Source organism: Embleya scabrispora DSM 41855, assembly GCF_000372745.1.
GTDB classification, from domain to species: Bacteria; Actinomycetota; Actinomycetes; order Streptomycetales; family Streptomycetaceae; genus Embleya; species Embleya scabrispora.
In genome coordinates, this window is record NZ_KB889574.1 from 117,227 (window position 1) to 134,838 (window position 17,612).

Here is a 17,612-nt window from a genome sequence, read left to right on the forward strand (position 1 = left end):
GTGTGCGGTGCCGTGTACGCGGTGTTGCCATGTACGCGCTGTTGCCGTGCGCCGGCCGCGACGGGGCGACCGAGCAGGGACGTTACGTGTCCGTGAGCGCTTGGTGCCACTTTCGCAGCACACAGTTTTGCAGTGCACAACGTTCGGCGGGACGCCTTGTCGGAACGCGGCGCCGCTTTCTAACGTCCCGCTCACGCCGCACCGGATGTTTCCCCTTGCGGCCCGTTCGTGTCGATTGATGCAGACGTCCAGACGTACAGGCCGACCCTCGGGTCGCGGCATCGCCCGCGGTCGCTCCGGCCTGCCTCGCCGCAGGAGGAATTGTCGTGAAGATCCGGAGTTTGGCCGCCGTCGCAGTGGCCGGCATCGCGCTGGCGGCGTGCGCGCCGGGCACGGCGTCCAAGTCGAAGTCCGCCGACGAACAGACCGGCACGCTCAAGGTGTGGCTGTACGACGAGGCGAACCGCGCGCCCAAGGAGAAGGTCGTGAACGCGGCCGTCGCCGACTTCAAGGCCGCGCACCCGAAGGTGAACGTCGAGGTCGGCTACATACCGACCGACGCGGGCCCGCGCGCGGAGAAGATGAAGGGCGCGTTCAACGACCCGAACAGCGCGCCGGACGTGGTCGAGTTCGGCAACACCGACCTGTTCGGCTACGTCGCGGCCGGCGGCCTCGCGGACATCTCCGCCGACCTGGACACGTGGTCGGAGGTGGGCGACCTGCCCAAGGACCTCAAGGACACCACGCTGGTCGACGGCAAGACCTACGGTCTGCCGTGGTGGCTGGGCCTGCGCTCGCTGTACTACCGCACGGACGTGTTCACCGAGCTCGGCATCAAGCCGCCGACCTCGTACGCCGAGCTGGTCGAGGCCGCGAAGAAGGTGCGTTCGGCCAAGCCGGACATGTTCGGCATCGCGGTCGGCGGCAAGTACACCTTCGGTGGCCTGCCGTTCGTGTGGGCGGGCGGCGGCGACATCGCCACCCAGCAGGGCGGCAAGTACGTCGCCACGATCGATTCGCCGCAGTCGCAGGCCGGCGTCAAGGCGTACACCGACCTGTTCGGCAAGGACATCTGTCCCCCGCAGCAGTGCGCCGACCTCACCGGCGGCAAGACGGTGGAGGCTTTCGCGGCCGGCACCGCGGGCATGGCGATCCTGCCCAACTCCTCGCGCAGCGCGGTCGAGGCGGGCGTGGCCAAGGGCAAGTACGCGGTCGTCCCGCTGCCGGGCAACACCCCGGGCTCGATCGCGCCGGCCTTCTCCGGTGGCAACGACCTCGGCGTGATGAAGTCCTCGCAGCACCGTTCGCTCGCGGTCGACTTCATGAAGATCCTGGGCGGCAAGAAGTACCAGCTCCAGATGTTCGACGCGATGGGCAACCTGCCCACGCTCGCCTCGGCGCGTGGTGACGTGGTCGCCAAGGACCCGTGGCTCAAGCCGTTCATCGACACCCTGAACGCGGGCACCAAGTTCGTGCCCAAGGACGCCGCGTGGGCCAAGATCGACGCGCAGTCCGTGGTGCCGACCATGTTCCAGAAGGTGGTCACCGGCAAGTCCGACGTCTCGGGCGCCACGGGCGAGGCCAAGACCGCGATCGACAACGCGTTCGCCGGGAAGTAGCACGGTGACCACGACCACCACGCCCGCGCGGGCGGACCGGCCGGCCCCGGCCCCGGTCCGCCCGCGCGGCGGCGCGAACAAGACCAAGTCCGGGCGGCGCCGTTCGTGGATGCCGCTGTGGCTGCTGCTGCCGTCCGCGGTCATCCTGATCCCGCTGTTCGGCTACCCGCTCTACCAGCTGGGCCTGCTCTCCTTTCTGGAGTTCGGGCAGCCGCAGGCGTCGGCGGGCGAGGTCGCGGAGTTCGTCGGCTTCGACAACTACTCGACCCTGCTGGGCGACGACCAGTTCTGGGACGTGCTGTCCCAGACCGTGATCTTCGCGGCGGCCTGCGTCGTGGCCACCCTCGCGGTCGGCGCGGCCCTCGCGGTGCTGCTGACCCGGGTCGGCAAGTGGCCGCGCCTGCTGCTGCTGTTCGCCGCGCTCGGCGCGTGGGCGGCTCCGGCGATGACCGGTTCGACGGTGTGGATGTTCCTCTTCGACACCAACCTGGGGCTGGTCAACGAGGTCCTGGGCATGCAGGGCCACAACTGGTTCTACGAGAAGTGGTCCGCGTTCGCGCTGGTCGGCGTCGTGGTCGTGTGGCACTCGTTCCCGTTCGTGATGATCTCGCTGTACGCGGGCATCGAGTCGATCCCGGTCTCGGTCCTGGAGGCGGCCCGCCTGGACGGCGCGTCCACGTGGACCACCTTCCGACACGTGATGTTGCCGATCCTGCGGCCGATCCTGACCATCGTGGTGATCCAGTCGATCATCTGGGACTTCAAGGTCTTCACCCAGATCTACGTGATGACCGGGGGCGGCGGCATCGCCGGCCAGAACCTGGTCCTCAACGTGTACGCGTACCAAAAGGCGTTCGCGTCCTCGGACTACAGCCTGGGCGCGGCGATCGGCGTGCTGATGACGCTGATCCTGCTCGTCGTCACGGTCTTCTACATCCGCGCGCTGCGTCGCTCCGGGGAGGAGCTGTGAACCGTACCTCCGCTGTTCGCCCCGTCGGGCCGCGTCGCGTGAAGGGGAACCGCAAGGTGTCCCGGCGGATCGCCAACACGACGGCGATCGTGATCGCGCTGCTGACCGTGTTCCCGCTGTACTGGATGGTGCTTTCCGCGCTCAAGCCGGACGGCGAGATCAACTCGGTCGACCCGCGGCCGTGGACGTGGCATCCCACGCTGGACAACTTCCGCGACGCGTTCGGGGTCAGCGGCTTCGGCGGCTACTTCCTCAACAGCCTGATCGTGGCGACCGTGGTGGTCGTACTCTCCGGCCTGGTCTCGTTCCTGGCCGCGGTCGCGTTGACCCGGTTCGACTTCAAGTTCCGCACCACGATCCTGGTGATGTTCCTGGTCGCCCAGATGGTGCCGGTCGAGGCGCTGACCATCCCGCTGTTCTTCCTGGTCCGCGACATCGGCACGGTCGCGCCCGGATTCGGGCTCAGCACGCTCGGCTCGCTGATGCTGGTCAATCTGGCCTTCTCGCTGCCGTTCGCGATCTGGATGTTGCGCGGCTTCGTCAAGGCGATCCCCGAATCGCTGGAGGAGGCCGCCCGGATCGACGGCGCGAACCGGTTCACCATCCTGTGGCGGATCCTGTTCCCGCTGGTAGCGCCCGGGCTCGCGGCCACGTCGGTGTTCTCGTTCATCACCGCGTGGAACGACTTCGTGTTCGCGAAGACGTTCATCCTGGACACCGACCACCAGACGTTGCCGGCGGCGCTGATGGTGTTCTTCAAGCCGGACGAGAACGACTGGGGCGGCATCATGGCCGCGTCCACCCTGATGACCATTCCGGTCCTGATCTTCTTCGTGCTGGTACAGCGGCACCTGGTCTCGGGGCTCGGCGGAGCGGTGAAGGACTGATTCCCTCATGACCACCTCCTCCTCGTCCCTGCCCTCGTCGGCCTCGCCGTCGGCTTCATCGGCTTCATCGGCTTCGTTCTCGGCAGGGTCCGTTGCGGCCGGTTCCTCCGGGACGCCGGCGGCGGTGTGTGTGGTGCCCCGGCCGGCTCGGGTCACGGCGGGCGCGGCTGCGGGGGCATTCGTGTTGACGGCGGCCACGGGTCTGACCCATGCGCCGGAGTTGGCCGCCGAGGCCGCGTGGTTGCGCGGTGCGCTGGGCCCGGCGACCGGGTGCCTCCTGGCCCCCGGTCCGGGCATCGCGCTGCTGCTCGACCCCGACACGCTGCCGGCCGAGGGGTACCGGTTGGAGGTCACCGCCTCGACGGTCGAGTTGCGCGGCGGCTCGGCGGCCGGGGTGTTCGCGGGCCTGCAGACGCTGCGCCAGTTGTTGCCGGCGGACGCGTTCCGGCGCGCGCGGGTGAGCGTGGGCGAGTGGTCGCTGCCGGTGTGCGTGATCGAGGACGAGCCGGCCTTCGGCTGGCGCGGGGTGATGCTGGACGTGGCCCGGCACTTCCTGCCCAAGCAGGACGTGCTGCGCTTCGTGGACCTGATGGCGGTGCACCGGTTGAACGTGCTGCACCTGCATCTGACCGACGACCAGGGCTGGCGGATCGAGGTGCCGGAATGGCCCCGGCTGACCTCGGTGGGCGCGTGGCGCACGGGCAGCATGCGTGGGTCGCGGCAGCACGAGACGTTCGACGAGCGGCCGCACGGTGGCTACTACACGGGCGACGACCTGCGCGAGATCGTCGCGTACGCGGCCGATCGGCACATCACCGTGGTGCCCGAGATCGACCTGCCGGCGCATGTACAGGCGGCGGTGGCGGCCTACCCGTCCCTCGGCGCGGTGCCGGTGGAGGGGGTGCGCACCCGGTGGGGCGGGTTGTCCGACGGGGTGCTCGCGCCGACCGAGGAGGCGCTGGGCTTCTGCCGCGACGTGCTGGCCGAAGTGTGCGCGATCTTCCCGTCCCGGTATGTGTGCGTGGGCGGCGACGAGGTGCCGACCGGGCCGTGGGAGCGGATGGGGCATCCCGACCCGGGCTCGCTCGGCGGCTGGTTCGTGGCCGAGTTGGCCGCGATGCTGGCCGCGCACGGGCGGTTGCTGTTCGGCTGGGACGAGGTGCTGGCAGGCGGCGCGGCGGTGCCCTCGGACGCGCTGATCGGCGGGTGGCGCGCCGAACACGGCACGATCGCGGCGGCCCGGGCCGGATTCGACGTGGTGGCGTGTCCGGACACCTCGGTGTACCTCGACTACCGCCAGGGCGAGGGCGCGGACGAGCCGATTCCGGTCGGACCGCTGCTGACGTTGGCGGACGTGTACGCGTTCCGGCCGGTGCCGTCGGCGTTGTCCGCCGCGGAGGGCGCGCGAGTACTGGGCGGGCAGGCGCAGATCTGGACCGAGCACATGGACTCGGTCCGGCGCGTCGATTACATGGCCTTCCCGAGGTTGTGCGCGTTCGCCGAGGCGGTGTGGTCCGGGCCGGGCGACTTCGCCGACTTCACGACACGGTTGACGTCGGGACATCTGGCCCGGCTGGACGCACTGGGCGTGGAGTACCGGCCGCTGGACGGCCCACATCCATGGCAAACCCGCCCGGACGCCCTCGGGTGGCCGCGGGAACGCGCGGACCGCGAGGCGGAGTTGCTGGAGCTGACGCGGGACATCCGGGGCGGGGTGGACGGCGAGGGGTGATGGGGGCTGGGGGCTGGGGCAGAGGACGTCGCGGGCGGCCTGTCGTATGCGGTCCGGTTCGAAGACATCTGACGCTATGTCAGTTACCGTCGGCCGGTCCTGCTTTGCTTGCTCCGCGGTCGCCGCCTGCCGGCCTTGCCGCAGGGACGATCCGTCGAGAGGTCGGGAGGCCGCCGTCATGCCGTCCGGTTACCACGTGATTCCGAATCTGATCGGGCTGTACGCCGAGCGCATCGACGCCGGCGACTACGCGGGCGTGGGCGAGTTGTTCGCGCACGCGGTGATCACCGCCGAGGGCCAGGACCTGGAGGTGGCCGGTGCGGCGGGGGCGCGCGCGATGTTCGAGGCGTGGACACGCCGCTACCCCGACAACGGCACACCGCACACCCGGCACGTCACCACGAACCTGGTCCTGGACGTGGACGACGAGGTGGGCACCGGCACGTGCCGCAGCTACGTGACGGTCTTCCAAGCCCTGCCCGACTTCCCCCTCCAACCGATCTTCACCGGCCGCTACCACGACACCTTCGAACGCGCCGACGGAACATGGCGGTTCACCCGGCGCCACATGATCACCGACTACGTCGGAGACCTGACCCACCACCTGAACCGATCGCTGTAGGGACAACAGTCCGAACGTCCCCCCGACGACCGACCACGGCGCTCCGGCCCACAGCGCGGCCATGGCGGACGCGGCGAGCGCGACCGCTGCCGGGTGGACCGGGCGGCCGCCGAGTGGGGCCGGGCCCTACTCGTAAGTGATGCCCTCCGGGGGGACGTCGACTCGGCTGTCGTCGTCCAGGATCGGGACGCCGAGGCGTTCGTGGGCAATGCGCTGGGCGGCCAGCGCCTGGGGCAGGCGCGCGTCGTAGCCGTCGCCGAGGAGCGCGGCGGCGCGGCGCGGGGTGACCAGCGCGCGGCTCCACGACCAGCCCGTCGCCGGGTCGGGGGCGAGCGGGCCGAGTGCGGTGATCCGGGCGGCGCTGCGGGATCTGACGTCGCTGCCGTCCGGGTCGGACAGATAGCCCACGTGGGTGATCTTCCCGAGCACCGCGTTGGCCTCCTCGGCGACCTCGCGCGTGAGCGTCGCCAACGCGTCCGCGTCCTCGGGTTCCGCGCCGCCGCCGGGCAGCGCGTACCCGCCGTCCGGGTCACCGACCAACAGGACCCGACCCTCGGGATCGAACAGCCACCCCGCCGCCCGGCCGACGGGTATGCCGTCCGGGATCGGCTCGTCCTCGTGCCACACCCGCTTCTTCGCCGGCCGGTACTCGCGCCCGTCGACCACATACAGGCAGGCCCCCGACGCGTACGCCTCCAACGCCGCCGAGACCCGCCGCCGCGTCGGAGCCGGGAAGCGCGGCAGTGCCTGGTCGGGGGTGAGCACGTACACCGCGTCCAGTTCGGCATCGGCCGGAGCCAGCACCGCGACCTGCTCGTCGGTCAGCGTCGGCCCGTCGAAGAGGAAGTCCAAGACGACCCGCCCGTACGTCCCCGCCGCAGTCACACACACCGCGAGCAACCGGCCGACGGTGATGTCCAGGCCCAGTTCCTCGCGCACCTCGCGTCCGGCGGCCTCGTGCGGGGTCTCCCCCGGCTCGGCCGTCCCGCCGGGAAGCTCCAGGCCGGGCTTGTAGTTGGGCTCCACCACCACGAGCCCGCCGTGCCGATCACGCAGCAGCACCCCGGCGCCCACCAGCACACCCGGCAGGGTCGCGCAGTAGTCGATCAGGTCCTGCGATACCGGTTCGTCATTGCCGTTGCCACTCATCCGCTCCCCCGTCGCGTCCGCCCGTTGTTCCGCCCCATCCTGGCCGATCGATCGCACGAACCGGATAGGCGGGACGACGAATCGCAACCTTTGGGACTCCGAGACGGCCGCCACCGAACGCTCGATGGCCCAGGGCGCCCGGCACGAGATCGACACCATCGCGACCCAGGCCGTCGACGGGCCCACCACCCCACCGCGCGAGCTCCCGGCCCAGTTCTGATCCACCCCACCGGGCCGACGCGGCCGCCATACCGAGCCCGCGTCGAAGTGTCGTCGATCGCGCCGAGGATGCCACCCGAAAATGCGGGACGCGCGGTTCGGCGCGCCTGCACTATTAGCTGAATGAGCATGAATTATAACTGTAAGTAACTTTGTTACCTCCCGACGCCTGTTCGCGTCGCGCGGGACGTACCCGCTGGATCAGCACGGATTGACTAGGAGACCGCGCATGCCAGTCAAGGACGACACCAAGGACCGTGAGCGCACCGCGGAGCGCCTGCTGACGGCGTCCACGAAGAACTGGTTCGACCCGCTGACCGAGATCGACTGGGAAGCGCCACTGCTCCCCGACGCGTTCTTCATCGACGAGGAGCGGTGCACGCTGTACGGCACTCCCATGTGGGACCGGCTCGGCCCGCAGCAGCGGATCGACCTGTCCCGCCACGAGGTGGCGTGCACGGCGAGTGTCGGTATTTGGGTCGAGGTGATCCTGATGCAACTGCTCGTCAGACACGTGTATGACCAGGACATGACAAGCCGTCATGTGCAGTACGCCTTCACGGAGATCGCCGACGAGTGTCGCCATTCCACGATGTTCGGGAGCATGATCACGAAGTTCGAGTGCCCCAATTACGGTCCCGGTCGTCACGCGCACGCACTCGGCCGGTTCTTGAAGACGGTCGCCTCGGGCGTTCAGCCGTTCGCCGCCGCGCTCATCGCCGAGGAGATCCTCGACGCCATGCAGCGCGAGATGATGCGCAACGAGACCCTCCAGCCGTTGGTTCGCGACGTCGCGCGCATCCACGTGATCGAGGAGGCGCGGCACGTCCGTTACGCCCGCGAGGAGGTCGCGCGCCGCATGCCGAACCTGAATCGGGCGCAGAGGGCCATGTGTCGGCTGCTCATCGCGCGGGTGGCGCATGTGACCGCGCGCAACCTGATCCACCCGGGCGTCTACGCGGCGGTGGGCCTGGATCCCCGGGCCGCCGCCCGCGAGGCCTGGACGAACCCGCACCGGAGTCGGGCGTTGCAAGACTGGGGGCGGCGCCTGGTGGGGTTCTACGAGGAGAACGGGCTCATGGGCGGTCCCGGGCTGGCGCTGTGGCGGCGTTCCGGACTGGTGGCGCCCGACTATCGGCCGGGGAAGTCGACGAACGGAGGCTGATCATCGCACGAGGTATCCCACGTTCCTGAGCGACTGATCCACACCCGCAACACGCCGAGACACGCCGTACTTTTCGAGCATCGGCCCCGTTTGCTCGAACGACGAAGGCCCCTGTCTGCGTTTCCGCAGATCAGGGGCCTTCGTCTCGGTGTGGCGGGTGTTGGGTTCGAACCAACGTAGGCATACACCGGCAGATTTACAGTCTGCTCCCTTTGGCCGCTCGGGCAACCCGCCGTGTGCGCCTTGCGGCGCGACGGGACAACAATAGCGGACCACCCGGGGTGCTTCGCCACTCGGTATCGGATCGGGTGGGTGGTATGCGGTCGGAGTCGGGGTCGTGGGGGACGCTCTAGGCTGGAGGGGTTGCCTTCCCTCCCACTCAGTTCCCACAGAAAGCGATTCCGAGCCTTGGCTGACTCCTCTTTCGACATCGTGTCCAAGGTCGACCGTCAGGAGGTCGACAACGCGCTGAACCAGACCTCGAAGGAGATCGCGCAGCGGTTCGACTTCAAGAACGTCGGCGCGCACATCGGCTGGACCGGCGAGCAGATCGAGATGCGCGCCAACTCCGAGGAGCGTGTGAACGCGATCCTCGACGTGTTCCAGGGCAAGCTGATCAAGCGCAGCATCTCGCTCAAGTCGCTCGACGCCGGTGAGCCGAAGGCGTCCGGCAAGGAGTACAAGATCTTCGCGTCGATCCAGGAGGGCATCTCCCAGGAGAACGCGAAGAAGGTCTCCAAGATCATCCGCGACGAGGGGCCCAAGGGCGTCAAGGCGCAGATCCAGGGTGAGGAGCTGCGGGTCTCGTCCAAGAACCGGGACGACCTCCAGGAGGTCATCGCGCTGCTCAAGGGCAAGGACCTGGACTTCGCGCTCCAGTTCGTGAACTACCGCTGATCGAGGCCGTCGGCCTGCGGTGACGCGCGGCGGCGCGGCGGCGCGGGACGGTGGCGGCGGGCTCGGTGGTACCGGGTCGAGGGCACAGCGAGGACGGATCGCCGGCGACGGTGGGTCCAGGGTCCTCGCTGTGCCCTTTGTGCGTGTCGCCCACCCCGCCCCATCCCCGCCGCTACTGCTGCACCCGCTCCACCAACGGCCCGCACGCGTCGATCGTCGGGGCCGCCGCGCCCGTCAGGACCGCCGACAGGCGGGTGGGGACGTCCTCCTCCTCCAGGCGGCCGGTGAAGCCCGCGTGCAGGACGCGGAGGGCGTCCTCGTAGGCGAACGGGGCCAGGTGAGCACCCGTGGAGAGTTGTTCGCGGGCGATCGCGAACATGGTCAGGGCGTGCCGGCGGAAGCGGGCGACGCGGCCGGTGGGCGGTACGGGCCAGCGGGCGACGATCGTGCGGTAGGTGTCCTCGTACCGGTCCAGCGAGTCGAGTTGGGCCGCCGCGCCGCCGGACAGGCTCGAATCGGCGGCTTCCCGGTGGTAGACCACGCCCGGCTCGGACAGCCGGGCGAACGACCAGCCGCGGTCGTGCACCAGGCGCAGCCACAACGACCAGTCGACCAGCAGTGGCAGTTCGGGGTCGAAGCGGAACCAGGACGCGGGCGCGGTGTGCGCGGGATTGCGCGCGACCACGGCGGTGGTCGGCACGAAGTTGGCCACCGAGAGCATGTCCGGGTCGTAGGGGAAGTCGTAGTGGTACGGGCCGGCCGGCGTCTCGCCCGGCATCGCCCGGTCGCCGCTGAGGATGCAGTCCGCGTAGATCGCGTCCGAGCCGGTGCTCTCCAGCGCGGCCAAGGCCCGGTCGAGGTGGCCGGGCAGGTACATGTCGTCGTCGTCGAGGAAGGCGACGAAGCGCCCGGTGGCGATCTCCAGGCCCGCGTTGCGCGCCGCCGCCGGGCCGCGCGAGCGCGGGAAGGAGAGCAGCCGCACGGTCATCCCCCGGACGCCCAGCGGCAACACGCCCGCGACGTCCGCACCGCCGTCGTTGACCACGACGACCTCGATGTCCCGCATGCCCTGGAGAACCACGCTGCGCAGGGCATCGGCCAACAGCGCCGTGCGGTCGCGGGTCGGAACGATGACACTGACCGTCGCCGCCACGGCAACCTCCGCGCTTCCCGGTGTGGGCTGTAGTGGATCTACCCGTGCCTACCGGGACATATCGACACACCGGGGGCGCGGCTACAGCGGTTGGCCCGGGTCTCCCCCGTACGAGATCACGCGATTGGCCTGTCCGGGCTCAGCGACCGCCCGACCGGCCGGCACCCGATCGGTGCGCACCCCGATCGGCGAGCACCGGGCCGCTGGTCCGCTCAGACGCCCACGTGCATCGGGTCGTCGGTCGAGACGATCTCGCGGCCCAGCGGGGTGAGCGAGACCGGGATGAGCTTGAAGTTGGCCAGGCCCAGCGGGATGCCGATGACGGTGATGCACAGGATGATGCCGGTGACCAGGTGCGCGAGCGCCAGCCACCAGCCGAACAGCACGATCCACAGGATGTTGCCGAGCATCGATCCGGTACCCGCGTCGCGCCGCCACTCCACCCGGCGGCCGAACGGCCACAGGGCGTATGCCGCGATCCGCATGGACGCGATGCCCAGCGGGATGGTCACGACGAGGAAGAACAGCAGAAAGCAGACGATGCCGGCGACGGCGTAGCCGATGGCCAGCCACAGGCCGGAGAACACGAGCCAAATGATGTTCAGGACAGTTTTCACGGAGCTGTTCTACCCCGCCCGGCGTCTCCTGACCTCCCCCGCAGGACTGACGGTCCCCCGAGCCGACGGCCCCGAGCCCGCCGCCAGCCGCCGAGTCCACTACCGGGTCTGCCACCGGTCCGCCACCGGGTCCCGCCCCGCCCCCATCGCTCTGCCTCAGTGCCCCGCCATCGCCTCGAGCCGGGCGATCCGGTCCGCCATCGGCGGGTGCGTCGAGAACAACTTGCTCATCCCGCCCGCGCCACGCCGGAACGGGTTGGCGATCATCAGCGAGCTGGTGGTCTGCAACTTCGGTTCCGGCGGCAGCGGCAGCGCCTGGGTGCCCGCGTCCAGCTTGCGCAGCGCGCTCGCCAACGCCATCGGGTCGCCGGTGAGCCGGGCCCCGGAGGCGTCCGCCTGGTATTCACGCGAACGACTGACCGCCAACTGGATGACACCGGCCGCCAGCGGGCCCAGGATCATGATCGCCAGCATGCCGAACAGGCCCGGACCCTCGTCGTCGTTGCTGCGCCCGAACGGGATCAACCACGCGAAGTTGACCAGGAACATGATCACGCTGGCCAGCGCGCCGGCCACCGACGAGATCAGGATGTCCCGGTTGTAGACGTGCGACAGCTCGTGTCCGAGCACCCCGCGCAGCTCGCGCGCGTCCAGGATGCGCAGGATGCCGGTCGTGCAGCAGACCGCCGCGTTGCGCGGATTGCGGCCGGTGGCGAACGCGTTGGGCGCCTCGGTGGGCGAGATGTACAGGCGCGGCATCGGCTGCCGGGCGTCGTTGGCGAGCTCGCGCACGATCCGGTACAGCTCGGGGTTCTCCGCCTCGCTGACCGGGCGCGCGCGCATCGAGCGCAGCGCGATCTTGTCGCTGTTGAAGTAGGCGTAGCCGTTCGTGGCCAGGGCCACGAACAGGGCGATGATCAACCCGGTCCGACCGAAGAAGCTGCCGACGACCAGGATGAGCGCCGACATGCCGCCGAGCAGTACGGCGGTCTTCAGTCCGTTGTGCTGGCCGTGCACGGCAGAGTCCTCTCGCAAGCGTCCCAGGGGTGACAATGCGGGTCCCTGCGGAGTATCCGCCGGCTTGTCGCCCTCTGCCCGTTGTCTCTTCTTTCGCAACGGGACAACGCCTCGCAGAGTTCCCTCCCGGGGCGGGCATAACCCCCCGCCCCCGGGTCGGAACCGCAGGTCAGCCGAGCAGACCCGGCACCGTGAGCACGTGCAGCACCACCTGTGGCGCAACCGAGAGCAGCACTAGGAGCGCCCCGGTGAGCACCAGTGCGGCGACCAGCGGGGCCGGCGTCCGAACGCCACCACCGATAGCGACACCACCGCCGACACCGCCACCGCCGACACCGTGGACACCGCTGTCCGAGGCGCCGTCCGAGCCGGCCGCACCGCCGGACGGGCTCGGCAACCCCGGCGCGGCGGGAGCGAACAACTGTGCGGTCCAGGCCAGGTAGTAGTACAGACCGATCACCACGTTGACCGCCATCACCACCGCCAGCCAGCCGGTGCCGGAGTCGATCACCGCCTGGAACACGGTCACCTTCGCGAACAGCCCGGCCAGACCCGGCGGGACGCCGGCCAGGCACAGCAGGAAGAACGCCATCGCCACCGCGCCGACCGGGCGCGAGCGGAACAGCGCGCGGTGATCGGAGACCAGGCCGCCGCGCTCGCGCGCCACCAGGGTCACCACCGCGAACGCGCCCAGGTTCATCACCGCGTACACCGCGAGATAGGCGATCGCCGCGGGCAGCGTGTCGGCCAGGTCCTCGCCGTGCCCGGCGGCCGTCCCGAACGGGACCAGCACGTAACCCGACTGGGCGATCGAGGACCACGCCAACAAGCGCACCGCGTCGGTCTGCCGCAGCGCGGCCACGTTGCCCGCGGTCATCGTCACCGCGGCCAGCACCGCGAGCGCCGGACCCCAGATGTGCGCGTACGGCCGGAAGGCGATGCCGGCGACCAGGAGCAGGCCGGCGAATCCGGCGGTCTTGGAGACCACGGACAGGTAGGCGGCCACCGGGATCGGCGCGCCGCGATAGGTGTCCGGCACCCAGAAGTGGAACGGCACCGCCGCGACCTTGAACGCGAACCCGACCATGGTCAACACCGCCCCGGTCGCGGCCACCGTGGTCAACCGCGGGTCCAGGTGCTCCAGGTCGCTCGCGATCCTGGCCAGGTGCACGCTGCCGGTGCTCCCGTAGACCAGACTCACGCCGAACAACATCACCGCGGTGGCGGCCACGGACAGCAGGAAGAACTTCAGTGCGGCCTCGCCGCCCGGGCCGTCCCGGCGCAGGCCCACCAGCGCGAACGCGGGCAGTGACAACGTCTCCAGGGCGATCACCAGGGTCAGCAGGTCGCGCGCGCCGGCCAGGGCGACCGCGCCGGTCACCGAGGACAGCAGCAGGAACTGGTACTCACCACCGGGCACCTCGCCCTCGTCGCCGTCCTCGGTCGGCCGCGTCTTCGGCACCGACAACATCGGCATGGACAGCAGCACGACCACAAACGCCGAGGCGAGCAGCACCAACTGGAGCACCAGGGTCAGGTCGGTGACCACGTACGAGCAGCCCGACGGCGAGCAGAACGTGCCGCGCGCGTCGAGGTCGTCCGCGTGCAGCGGCAACAACAGCACCAGCGCCGCACCGAGTCCGGCCAGGGTGAGCCAGGGCAGCACGGCCTTGCGCGCGCCCTCCAGGAACAGGTCCGCGAGCAGCACCACGAGCGCGGCGACCGCGACGGCGACCACCGGCCCGATCGCGAGCCAGTCGATCGACTGGACGTCGAACGGCATGTCAGCTGCCTCCCATGAGGGCACGCACGGCCGGGTCGGTGATCGCGAGCACGGTGGCCGGCCACAGGCCGGCGAGCAGGGTGAGCGCGACGAGCGGGGTCCACACCACGACCTCGCGGCCGGTCACGTCGACCTCCGGCCGGCCCGTCGGGGCCTCGCCCGCGGGGCCCATGCACAGCCGGCGGACCAGGCCGAGCATGTAGGCCGCGGTCAGCACGGTGCCCAGGCCGGCCAGGGCCAGGAAGGTCCGGTAGCCGGCGGTGGACAGCCCGGCCGCCGGCTCGTACGCGCCGTACATCGCGAGCAGTTCGCCCCAGAAGCCGGCCAGTCCGGGCAGCCCCAGCCCGGCCACCGCGCCGAAGGCGACCAGCGCGCCGAGTCGAGGGGTGCGCCCGTACATCCCGCCGCCGAGTCGGCCCAGCAGTGCGGTGTCGTGCCGGTCCTTGACCGCGCCGGCCAGGAAGAACAGCAGGCCGGTGATCAGGCCGTGGCCGATGTTGACGAACAGCGCGCCGTTGATCCCTTGCGGGGTGAGCGTGGCGATGCCGAGGAGGGCGAAGCCCATGTGACCCACCGACGAGTAGGCGATGATGCGCTTGAGGTCGCCGTCCGGGTCGCGCAGCAGGGCCAGACACACCAGTGAGCCGTACACGATGCCGACCACGCCGAATGCGGCCAGGTACGGTGCGAACGTCTCGGCGCCCTCCGGCAACATCGGCACCGCGATCCGGATCAGGCCGTACGTGCCCATCTTGAGCAGCACGCCCGCCAGCAGCACGGAGCCGGCCGTCGGCGCGGCGGTGTGCGCGTCCGGCAGCCAGGTGTGCAGCGGCCACATCGGCACCTTGACCGCCAGGCCCAGGCCGATCGCCAGGAACGCCAGCACCTGGACGCCGTGCGACATGCCCGCGCCGTGCCGGTCGGCGAGTTCGACCATGTCGAAGGTGCCGGTCTCCGCCTGGATCAGCAGGAAGCCGAGCAGCATCACGGCCGAGCCGAGCAGCGTGTACAGGATGAACTTGTACGAGGCCGGGCCGCGTTCGCCCGGACTGCCCCAGCGGTTGATGAGGAAGTACATCGGGACCAGGACGACCTCGAAGAACAGGAAGAACAGGATCAGGTCGAGCGCCGCGAAGGTGCCCAGTGTGCCGGTCTCCAGGAGCAGGAACAGCGCGACGAACGCACGGGAGTCGCCGCCGGGCGGAATGTTCCACAGGCTGTGGACGGCGACCAGCAGCGTGAGCAGCGCGCTGAGCAGCAGCAGCGGCAGCGAGATCCCGTCGATGCCGAGGTGGAAGCGCAGGCCCAGCGAGGGCGCCCAGGACACGTCGGTCTCGAACTGCATGCCGCGCCCGCGGTCGAAGCCGCACGCGAGCACCACGGCACCGATCAGGGTCGCCGCGCTCGCGCCGACGCCGACCAGCCGGGCCGCGCGATCCGCGATCCCGGGCAGCAGGAGCATGGCGGCGCCGAGCAGCGGCGCGGCCACGACGAGGATCAGCACGACGCTCACCGGGAGGTCTCCTGGGCATGAGAGGGCGTCGGGGGCAACGATCGACGGCGGGTCACGAGCCCACCGCCACTGCGACGGCGAGCACGACCACGCCCGCGAACAGGCCGGTCAGGTAGAGCCGGGTGTTGCCGTTCTGGCCCCGGCGAATGCCGCCGCCGAGCAGCCACGCGCTCTGCGCGGCGCCCTTGACGTAGGTGTCGACGACGGCCCCGTCGCTGAACCGCGCCGCCTTGGCGGCGAGTCGGGTCGGGGTCAGGACCAGCGCCGCGTACAGCCCGTCCACGTCGAATCCGCGCAGCGCCGGGCCGCGCAGCGGGCCCAGCACCCGGGCCGGATCGGCGGCCGGGTCGCGCCGCCACAACGCGGCGACCACACCGGCGCCGAGCACGAACGCGGCCAGCGCGAGCACCGTGGTCGGCAAGTGCGGGGTCAATTCGTCGTAGCCCAGGTCGCCGCCCAGGGACGGCAGGCCGGAAAAGGCCACGAAACCGAACAGCACCGTCGGCACCGCCAGCACGATCAGCGGCCACACCATCGCGGCGGGCGCCTCACCCGCAGGGGTGGGCCTGCCGTAGTCCGCCGCGTCCGCGTGCGCGGGCACCTCCGCGCCGGGCGCCGTCTCGCGCGCCGGTCCGAAGAACACCCGCAGCCAGACCCGGGTCGCGTAGGCCGCGGTCAGCACGGCGGTGAGCAGCCCGGCCACCAGGACCAGCCACCCTGCAGTCTGCGGTACCGGGCCGTGCCCGGCGGCGGTGTGCTCGGCCGCGCCGAGCACCGCCTCCTTGCTGAAGAAGCCGGCGAACGGCGGGAGACCCGCGAGCGCGGCGAGCCCGGCGGTCATGGTCCAGAACGCGATCGGCGCCCGGTGCCGCAATCCGCCCATGCCGGCCAGCGCGCCGGTTCCGACGACGTGGATGACCACTCCGGCGCCGAGGAAGAGCAGTGCCTTGAAGGCGCCGTGCGAGAGCAGGTGGAACACCGCCGCGTCGCGCCCGCCGACCGCGAGCCCACCGGTCATGTAGGCGAGTTGGCCGACCGTCGACCACGCGAGCACCCGCTTGAGGTCCTCCTGGGCCAGCGCGGCCAGGGCCGAGCCGATCATCGTCACCATGGCCAGCACCGCGAGCACGATCAGCGTCGCGTGCGCGGCCAGGAAGGCCGGGTACAGGCGGGCCACCAGGTAGGCTCCGGCGGCGACCATGGTGGCCGCGTGGATCAGCGCGGACACCGGGGTCGGGCCGGCCATCGCGTCCGGCAGCCAGGTCTGCAGCGGTACCTGCGCGGACTTGCCCGCGACGCCGCCGAGCAGCAGCAGGGTGCCGGCGGTGACCCACCCCGCGCCGCCCTCGGGCACCGCGGCGAGCACGTCGCGAATGCGGAACGAGTCGGCGCCCGTGCCGAGCACGAGGATGCCGATCAGGAACGGCACGTCGCCGAGCTTGGTGACCACGAACGCCTTGATCGAGGCCGAGCGGGCCGCCTCGGTCTCCCAGTGGTGGCCGATCAGGAAGTACGAGCAGACGCCCATCACCTCCCAGCCGACCAGGAGCACGATCAGGTCGCCGGTGTACACGACGAGCAGCATCGCGGCGGTGAACAGCGACACCAGCGCGGCGTAGGACGAGTAGCGCGGATCCTCGCGCAGGTAGGCGGCCGAGTAGATCTGCACCAGCAGCGCGACCACGGTGACCAGCACCGCGGACAGCGCCGCGAGTCCGTCCACGCGCAGCCCCAGCGTGATGTCCAGTGCGCCGGTGGGGGTCAGCCGTACCGCCGACTCGTGCACGTCGTCGCCGATGCCGGCGGCCACGGCGATCGCGAGCCCGGTCGCGACCAGCACAGCGGGTACGGCGATCAGGACCGGGCGCACCCGGCGGCCGAGGAACAGCCCGAGCAGGGCCGCGAGCGCGGGCAGGCCGGTGGCCGTGGCGGCGGCGACCGTCATACCGATCCCTCCTTGTGCTCGGCGAGCTCGCGCAGTTCCGGAATGTCGGTGGTGGCCCGGTTGCGGAACACCATCAGCACGATCGCCAGGCCCAGGCCGATCTCGGCGGCGGCGATGGTGATCACGAACAGGGTCAGCGCCTGACCGGCGTGCAGCGTGTCGCGCAGGTACATGTCGAACGCGACCAGGTTGATGTTGACCGCGTTGAGCATCAGCTCGATCGACATCAGCACGAGGATCGCGTTGCGGCGCGCGATCACCCCGTAGAGCCCGATGCCGAACAACAGGACGGCGAGGACGAGCGGATAGACCAGATGCATCGCG

At 70.5% G+C, this 17,612-nt stretch carries 15 protein-coding genes and 1 tRNA gene; 7 read left to right on the forward strand and 9 right to left on the reverse strand.

Annotated elements, in window-relative coordinates; translation table 11 throughout:
* Positions 1-326: 326 nt before the first annotated feature.
* From A3IC_RS0106620 to A3IC_RS0106640, 5 genes are all read left to right on the forward strand, one after another.
* The gene (locus A3IC_RS0106620; protein ID WP_020549272.1) at positions 327-1,619 is read left to right on the forward strand and encodes an extracellular solute-binding protein; all 1,293 of its coding nucleotides are present in this window, start codon (positions 327-329) and stop codon (positions 1,617-1,619) included.
* Between the two features lie 4 nt (positions 1,620-1,623).
* Positions 1,624-2,589: a carbohydrate ABC transporter permease gene (locus A3IC_RS0106625; protein WP_020549273.1), complete on the forward strand. Its 966-nt coding sequence runs from the start codon at positions 1,624-1,626 to the stop codon at positions 2,587-2,589.
* A 38-nt stretch (positions 2,590-2,627) separates the two neighbouring features.
* Positions 2,628-3,476: a carbohydrate ABC transporter permease gene (locus A3IC_RS0106630; RefSeq protein ID WP_020549274.1), complete on the forward strand. Its 849-nt coding sequence runs from the start codon at positions 2,628-2,630 to the stop codon at positions 3,474-3,476.
* Positions 3,477-3,600: 124 nt separating this feature from the next.
* A complete protein-coding gene (locus A3IC_RS52865; RefSeq protein ID WP_040876227.1) occupies positions 3,601-5,208 on the forward strand; it encodes a beta-N-acetylhexosaminidase in 1,608 nt (535 codons plus the stop codon).
* Positions 5,209-5,386: 178 nt separating this feature from the next.
* Positions 5,387-5,830, forward strand: a complete 444-nt coding sequence (locus A3IC_RS0106640) for a nuclear transport factor 2 family protein (protein WP_020549276.1) — start codon at positions 5,387-5,389, stop codon at positions 5,828-5,830.
* Positions 5,831-5,956: 126 nt separating this feature from the next.
* Here A3IC_RS0106640 and A3IC_RS52870 read toward each other — a convergent pair whose 3' ends face one another.
* Positions 5,957-6,979: an NUDIX hydrolase gene (locus A3IC_RS52870; protein ID WP_158695833.1), complete on the reverse strand. Its 1,023-nt coding sequence runs from the start codon at positions 6,977-6,979 to the stop codon at positions 5,957-5,959.
* A 448-nt stretch (positions 6,980-7,427) separates the two neighbouring features.
* Here A3IC_RS52870 and A3IC_RS0106655 point away from each other — a divergent pair, with 448 nt between their 5' ends.
* Positions 7,428-8,363 carry an AurF N-oxygenase family protein gene (locus tag A3IC_RS0106655; protein ID WP_020549279.1) on the forward strand — a complete coding sequence of 312 codons (936 nt, stop codon included), beginning with the start codon at positions 7,428-7,430 and terminating at the stop codon, positions 8,361-8,363.
* Between the two features lie 151 nt (positions 8,364-8,514).
* Here the strand turns inward: A3IC_RS0106655 and A3IC_RS0106660 are convergent.
* Positions 8,515-8,597: transfer RNA gene (locus tag A3IC_RS0106660), tRNA-Tyr, on the reverse strand.
* A 174-nt stretch (positions 8,598-8,771) separates the two neighbouring features.
* On the opposite strand from A3IC_RS0106660, the gene A3IC_RS0106665 reads away from it, so the two are divergent.
* Positions 8,772-9,260: a YajQ family cyclic di-GMP-binding protein gene (locus tag A3IC_RS0106665; RefSeq protein ID WP_026217952.1), complete on the forward strand. Its 489-nt coding sequence runs from the start codon at positions 8,772-8,774 to the stop codon at positions 9,258-9,260.
* A 172-nt stretch (positions 9,261-9,432) separates the two neighbouring features.
* Here the strand turns inward: A3IC_RS0106665 and A3IC_RS52875 are convergent, their stop codons facing one another.
* The 7 genes from A3IC_RS52875 to nuoK form a co-directional block, all read right to left on the reverse strand.
* Complete coding sequence (locus A3IC_RS52875) at positions 9,433-10,413, reverse strand: glycosyltransferase family 2 protein (protein WP_020549281.1); 981 nt, start codon at positions 10,411-10,413, stop codon at positions 9,433-9,435.
* A 212-nt stretch (positions 10,414-10,625) separates the two neighbouring features.
* Positions 10,626-11,030, reverse strand: a complete 405-nt coding sequence (locus A3IC_RS0106675) for a YccF domain-containing protein (protein WP_026217953.1) — start codon at positions 11,028-11,030, stop codon at positions 10,626-10,628.
* A gap of 156 nt (positions 11,031-11,186) precedes the next feature.
* Positions 11,187-12,047, reverse strand: coding sequence for a zinc metalloprotease HtpX (gene htpX / locus A3IC_RS0106680; protein WP_020549283.1), 861 nt, complete (start codon positions 12,045-12,047; stop codon positions 11,187-11,189).
* A 169-nt stretch (positions 12,048-12,216) separates the two neighbouring features.
* Positions 12,217-13,830 carry an NADH-quinone oxidoreductase subunit N gene (locus tag A3IC_RS0106685; protein ID WP_020549284.1) on the reverse strand — a complete coding sequence of 538 codons (1,614 nt, stop codon included), beginning with the start codon at positions 13,828-13,830 and terminating at the stop codon, positions 12,217-12,219.
* A 1-nt stretch (position 13,831) separates the two neighbouring features.
* Positions 13,832-15,292 (reverse strand): complex I subunit 4 family protein, encoded by a 1,461-nt coding sequence (locus tag A3IC_RS0106690; RefSeq protein ID WP_245599174.1) that lies wholly within the window; start codon positions 15,290-15,292, stop codon positions 13,832-13,834.
* Between the two features lie 103 nt (positions 15,293-15,395).
* The gene (locus tag A3IC_RS0106695; protein WP_425387313.1) at positions 15,396-17,294 is read right to left on the reverse strand and encodes an NADH-quinone oxidoreductase subunit 5 family protein; all 1,899 of its coding nucleotides are present in this window, start codon (positions 17,292-17,294) and stop codon (positions 15,396-15,398) included.
* Positions 17,285-17,608, reverse strand: a complete 324-nt coding sequence (nuoK, locus tag A3IC_RS0106700) for an NADH-quinone oxidoreductase subunit NuoK (RefSeq protein ID WP_020549287.1) — start codon at positions 17,606-17,608, stop codon at positions 17,285-17,287. Before nuoK ends, A3IC_RS0106695 begins: the two co-directional genes overlap by 10 nt.
* Positions 17,609-17,612: the final 4 nt, after the last annotated feature.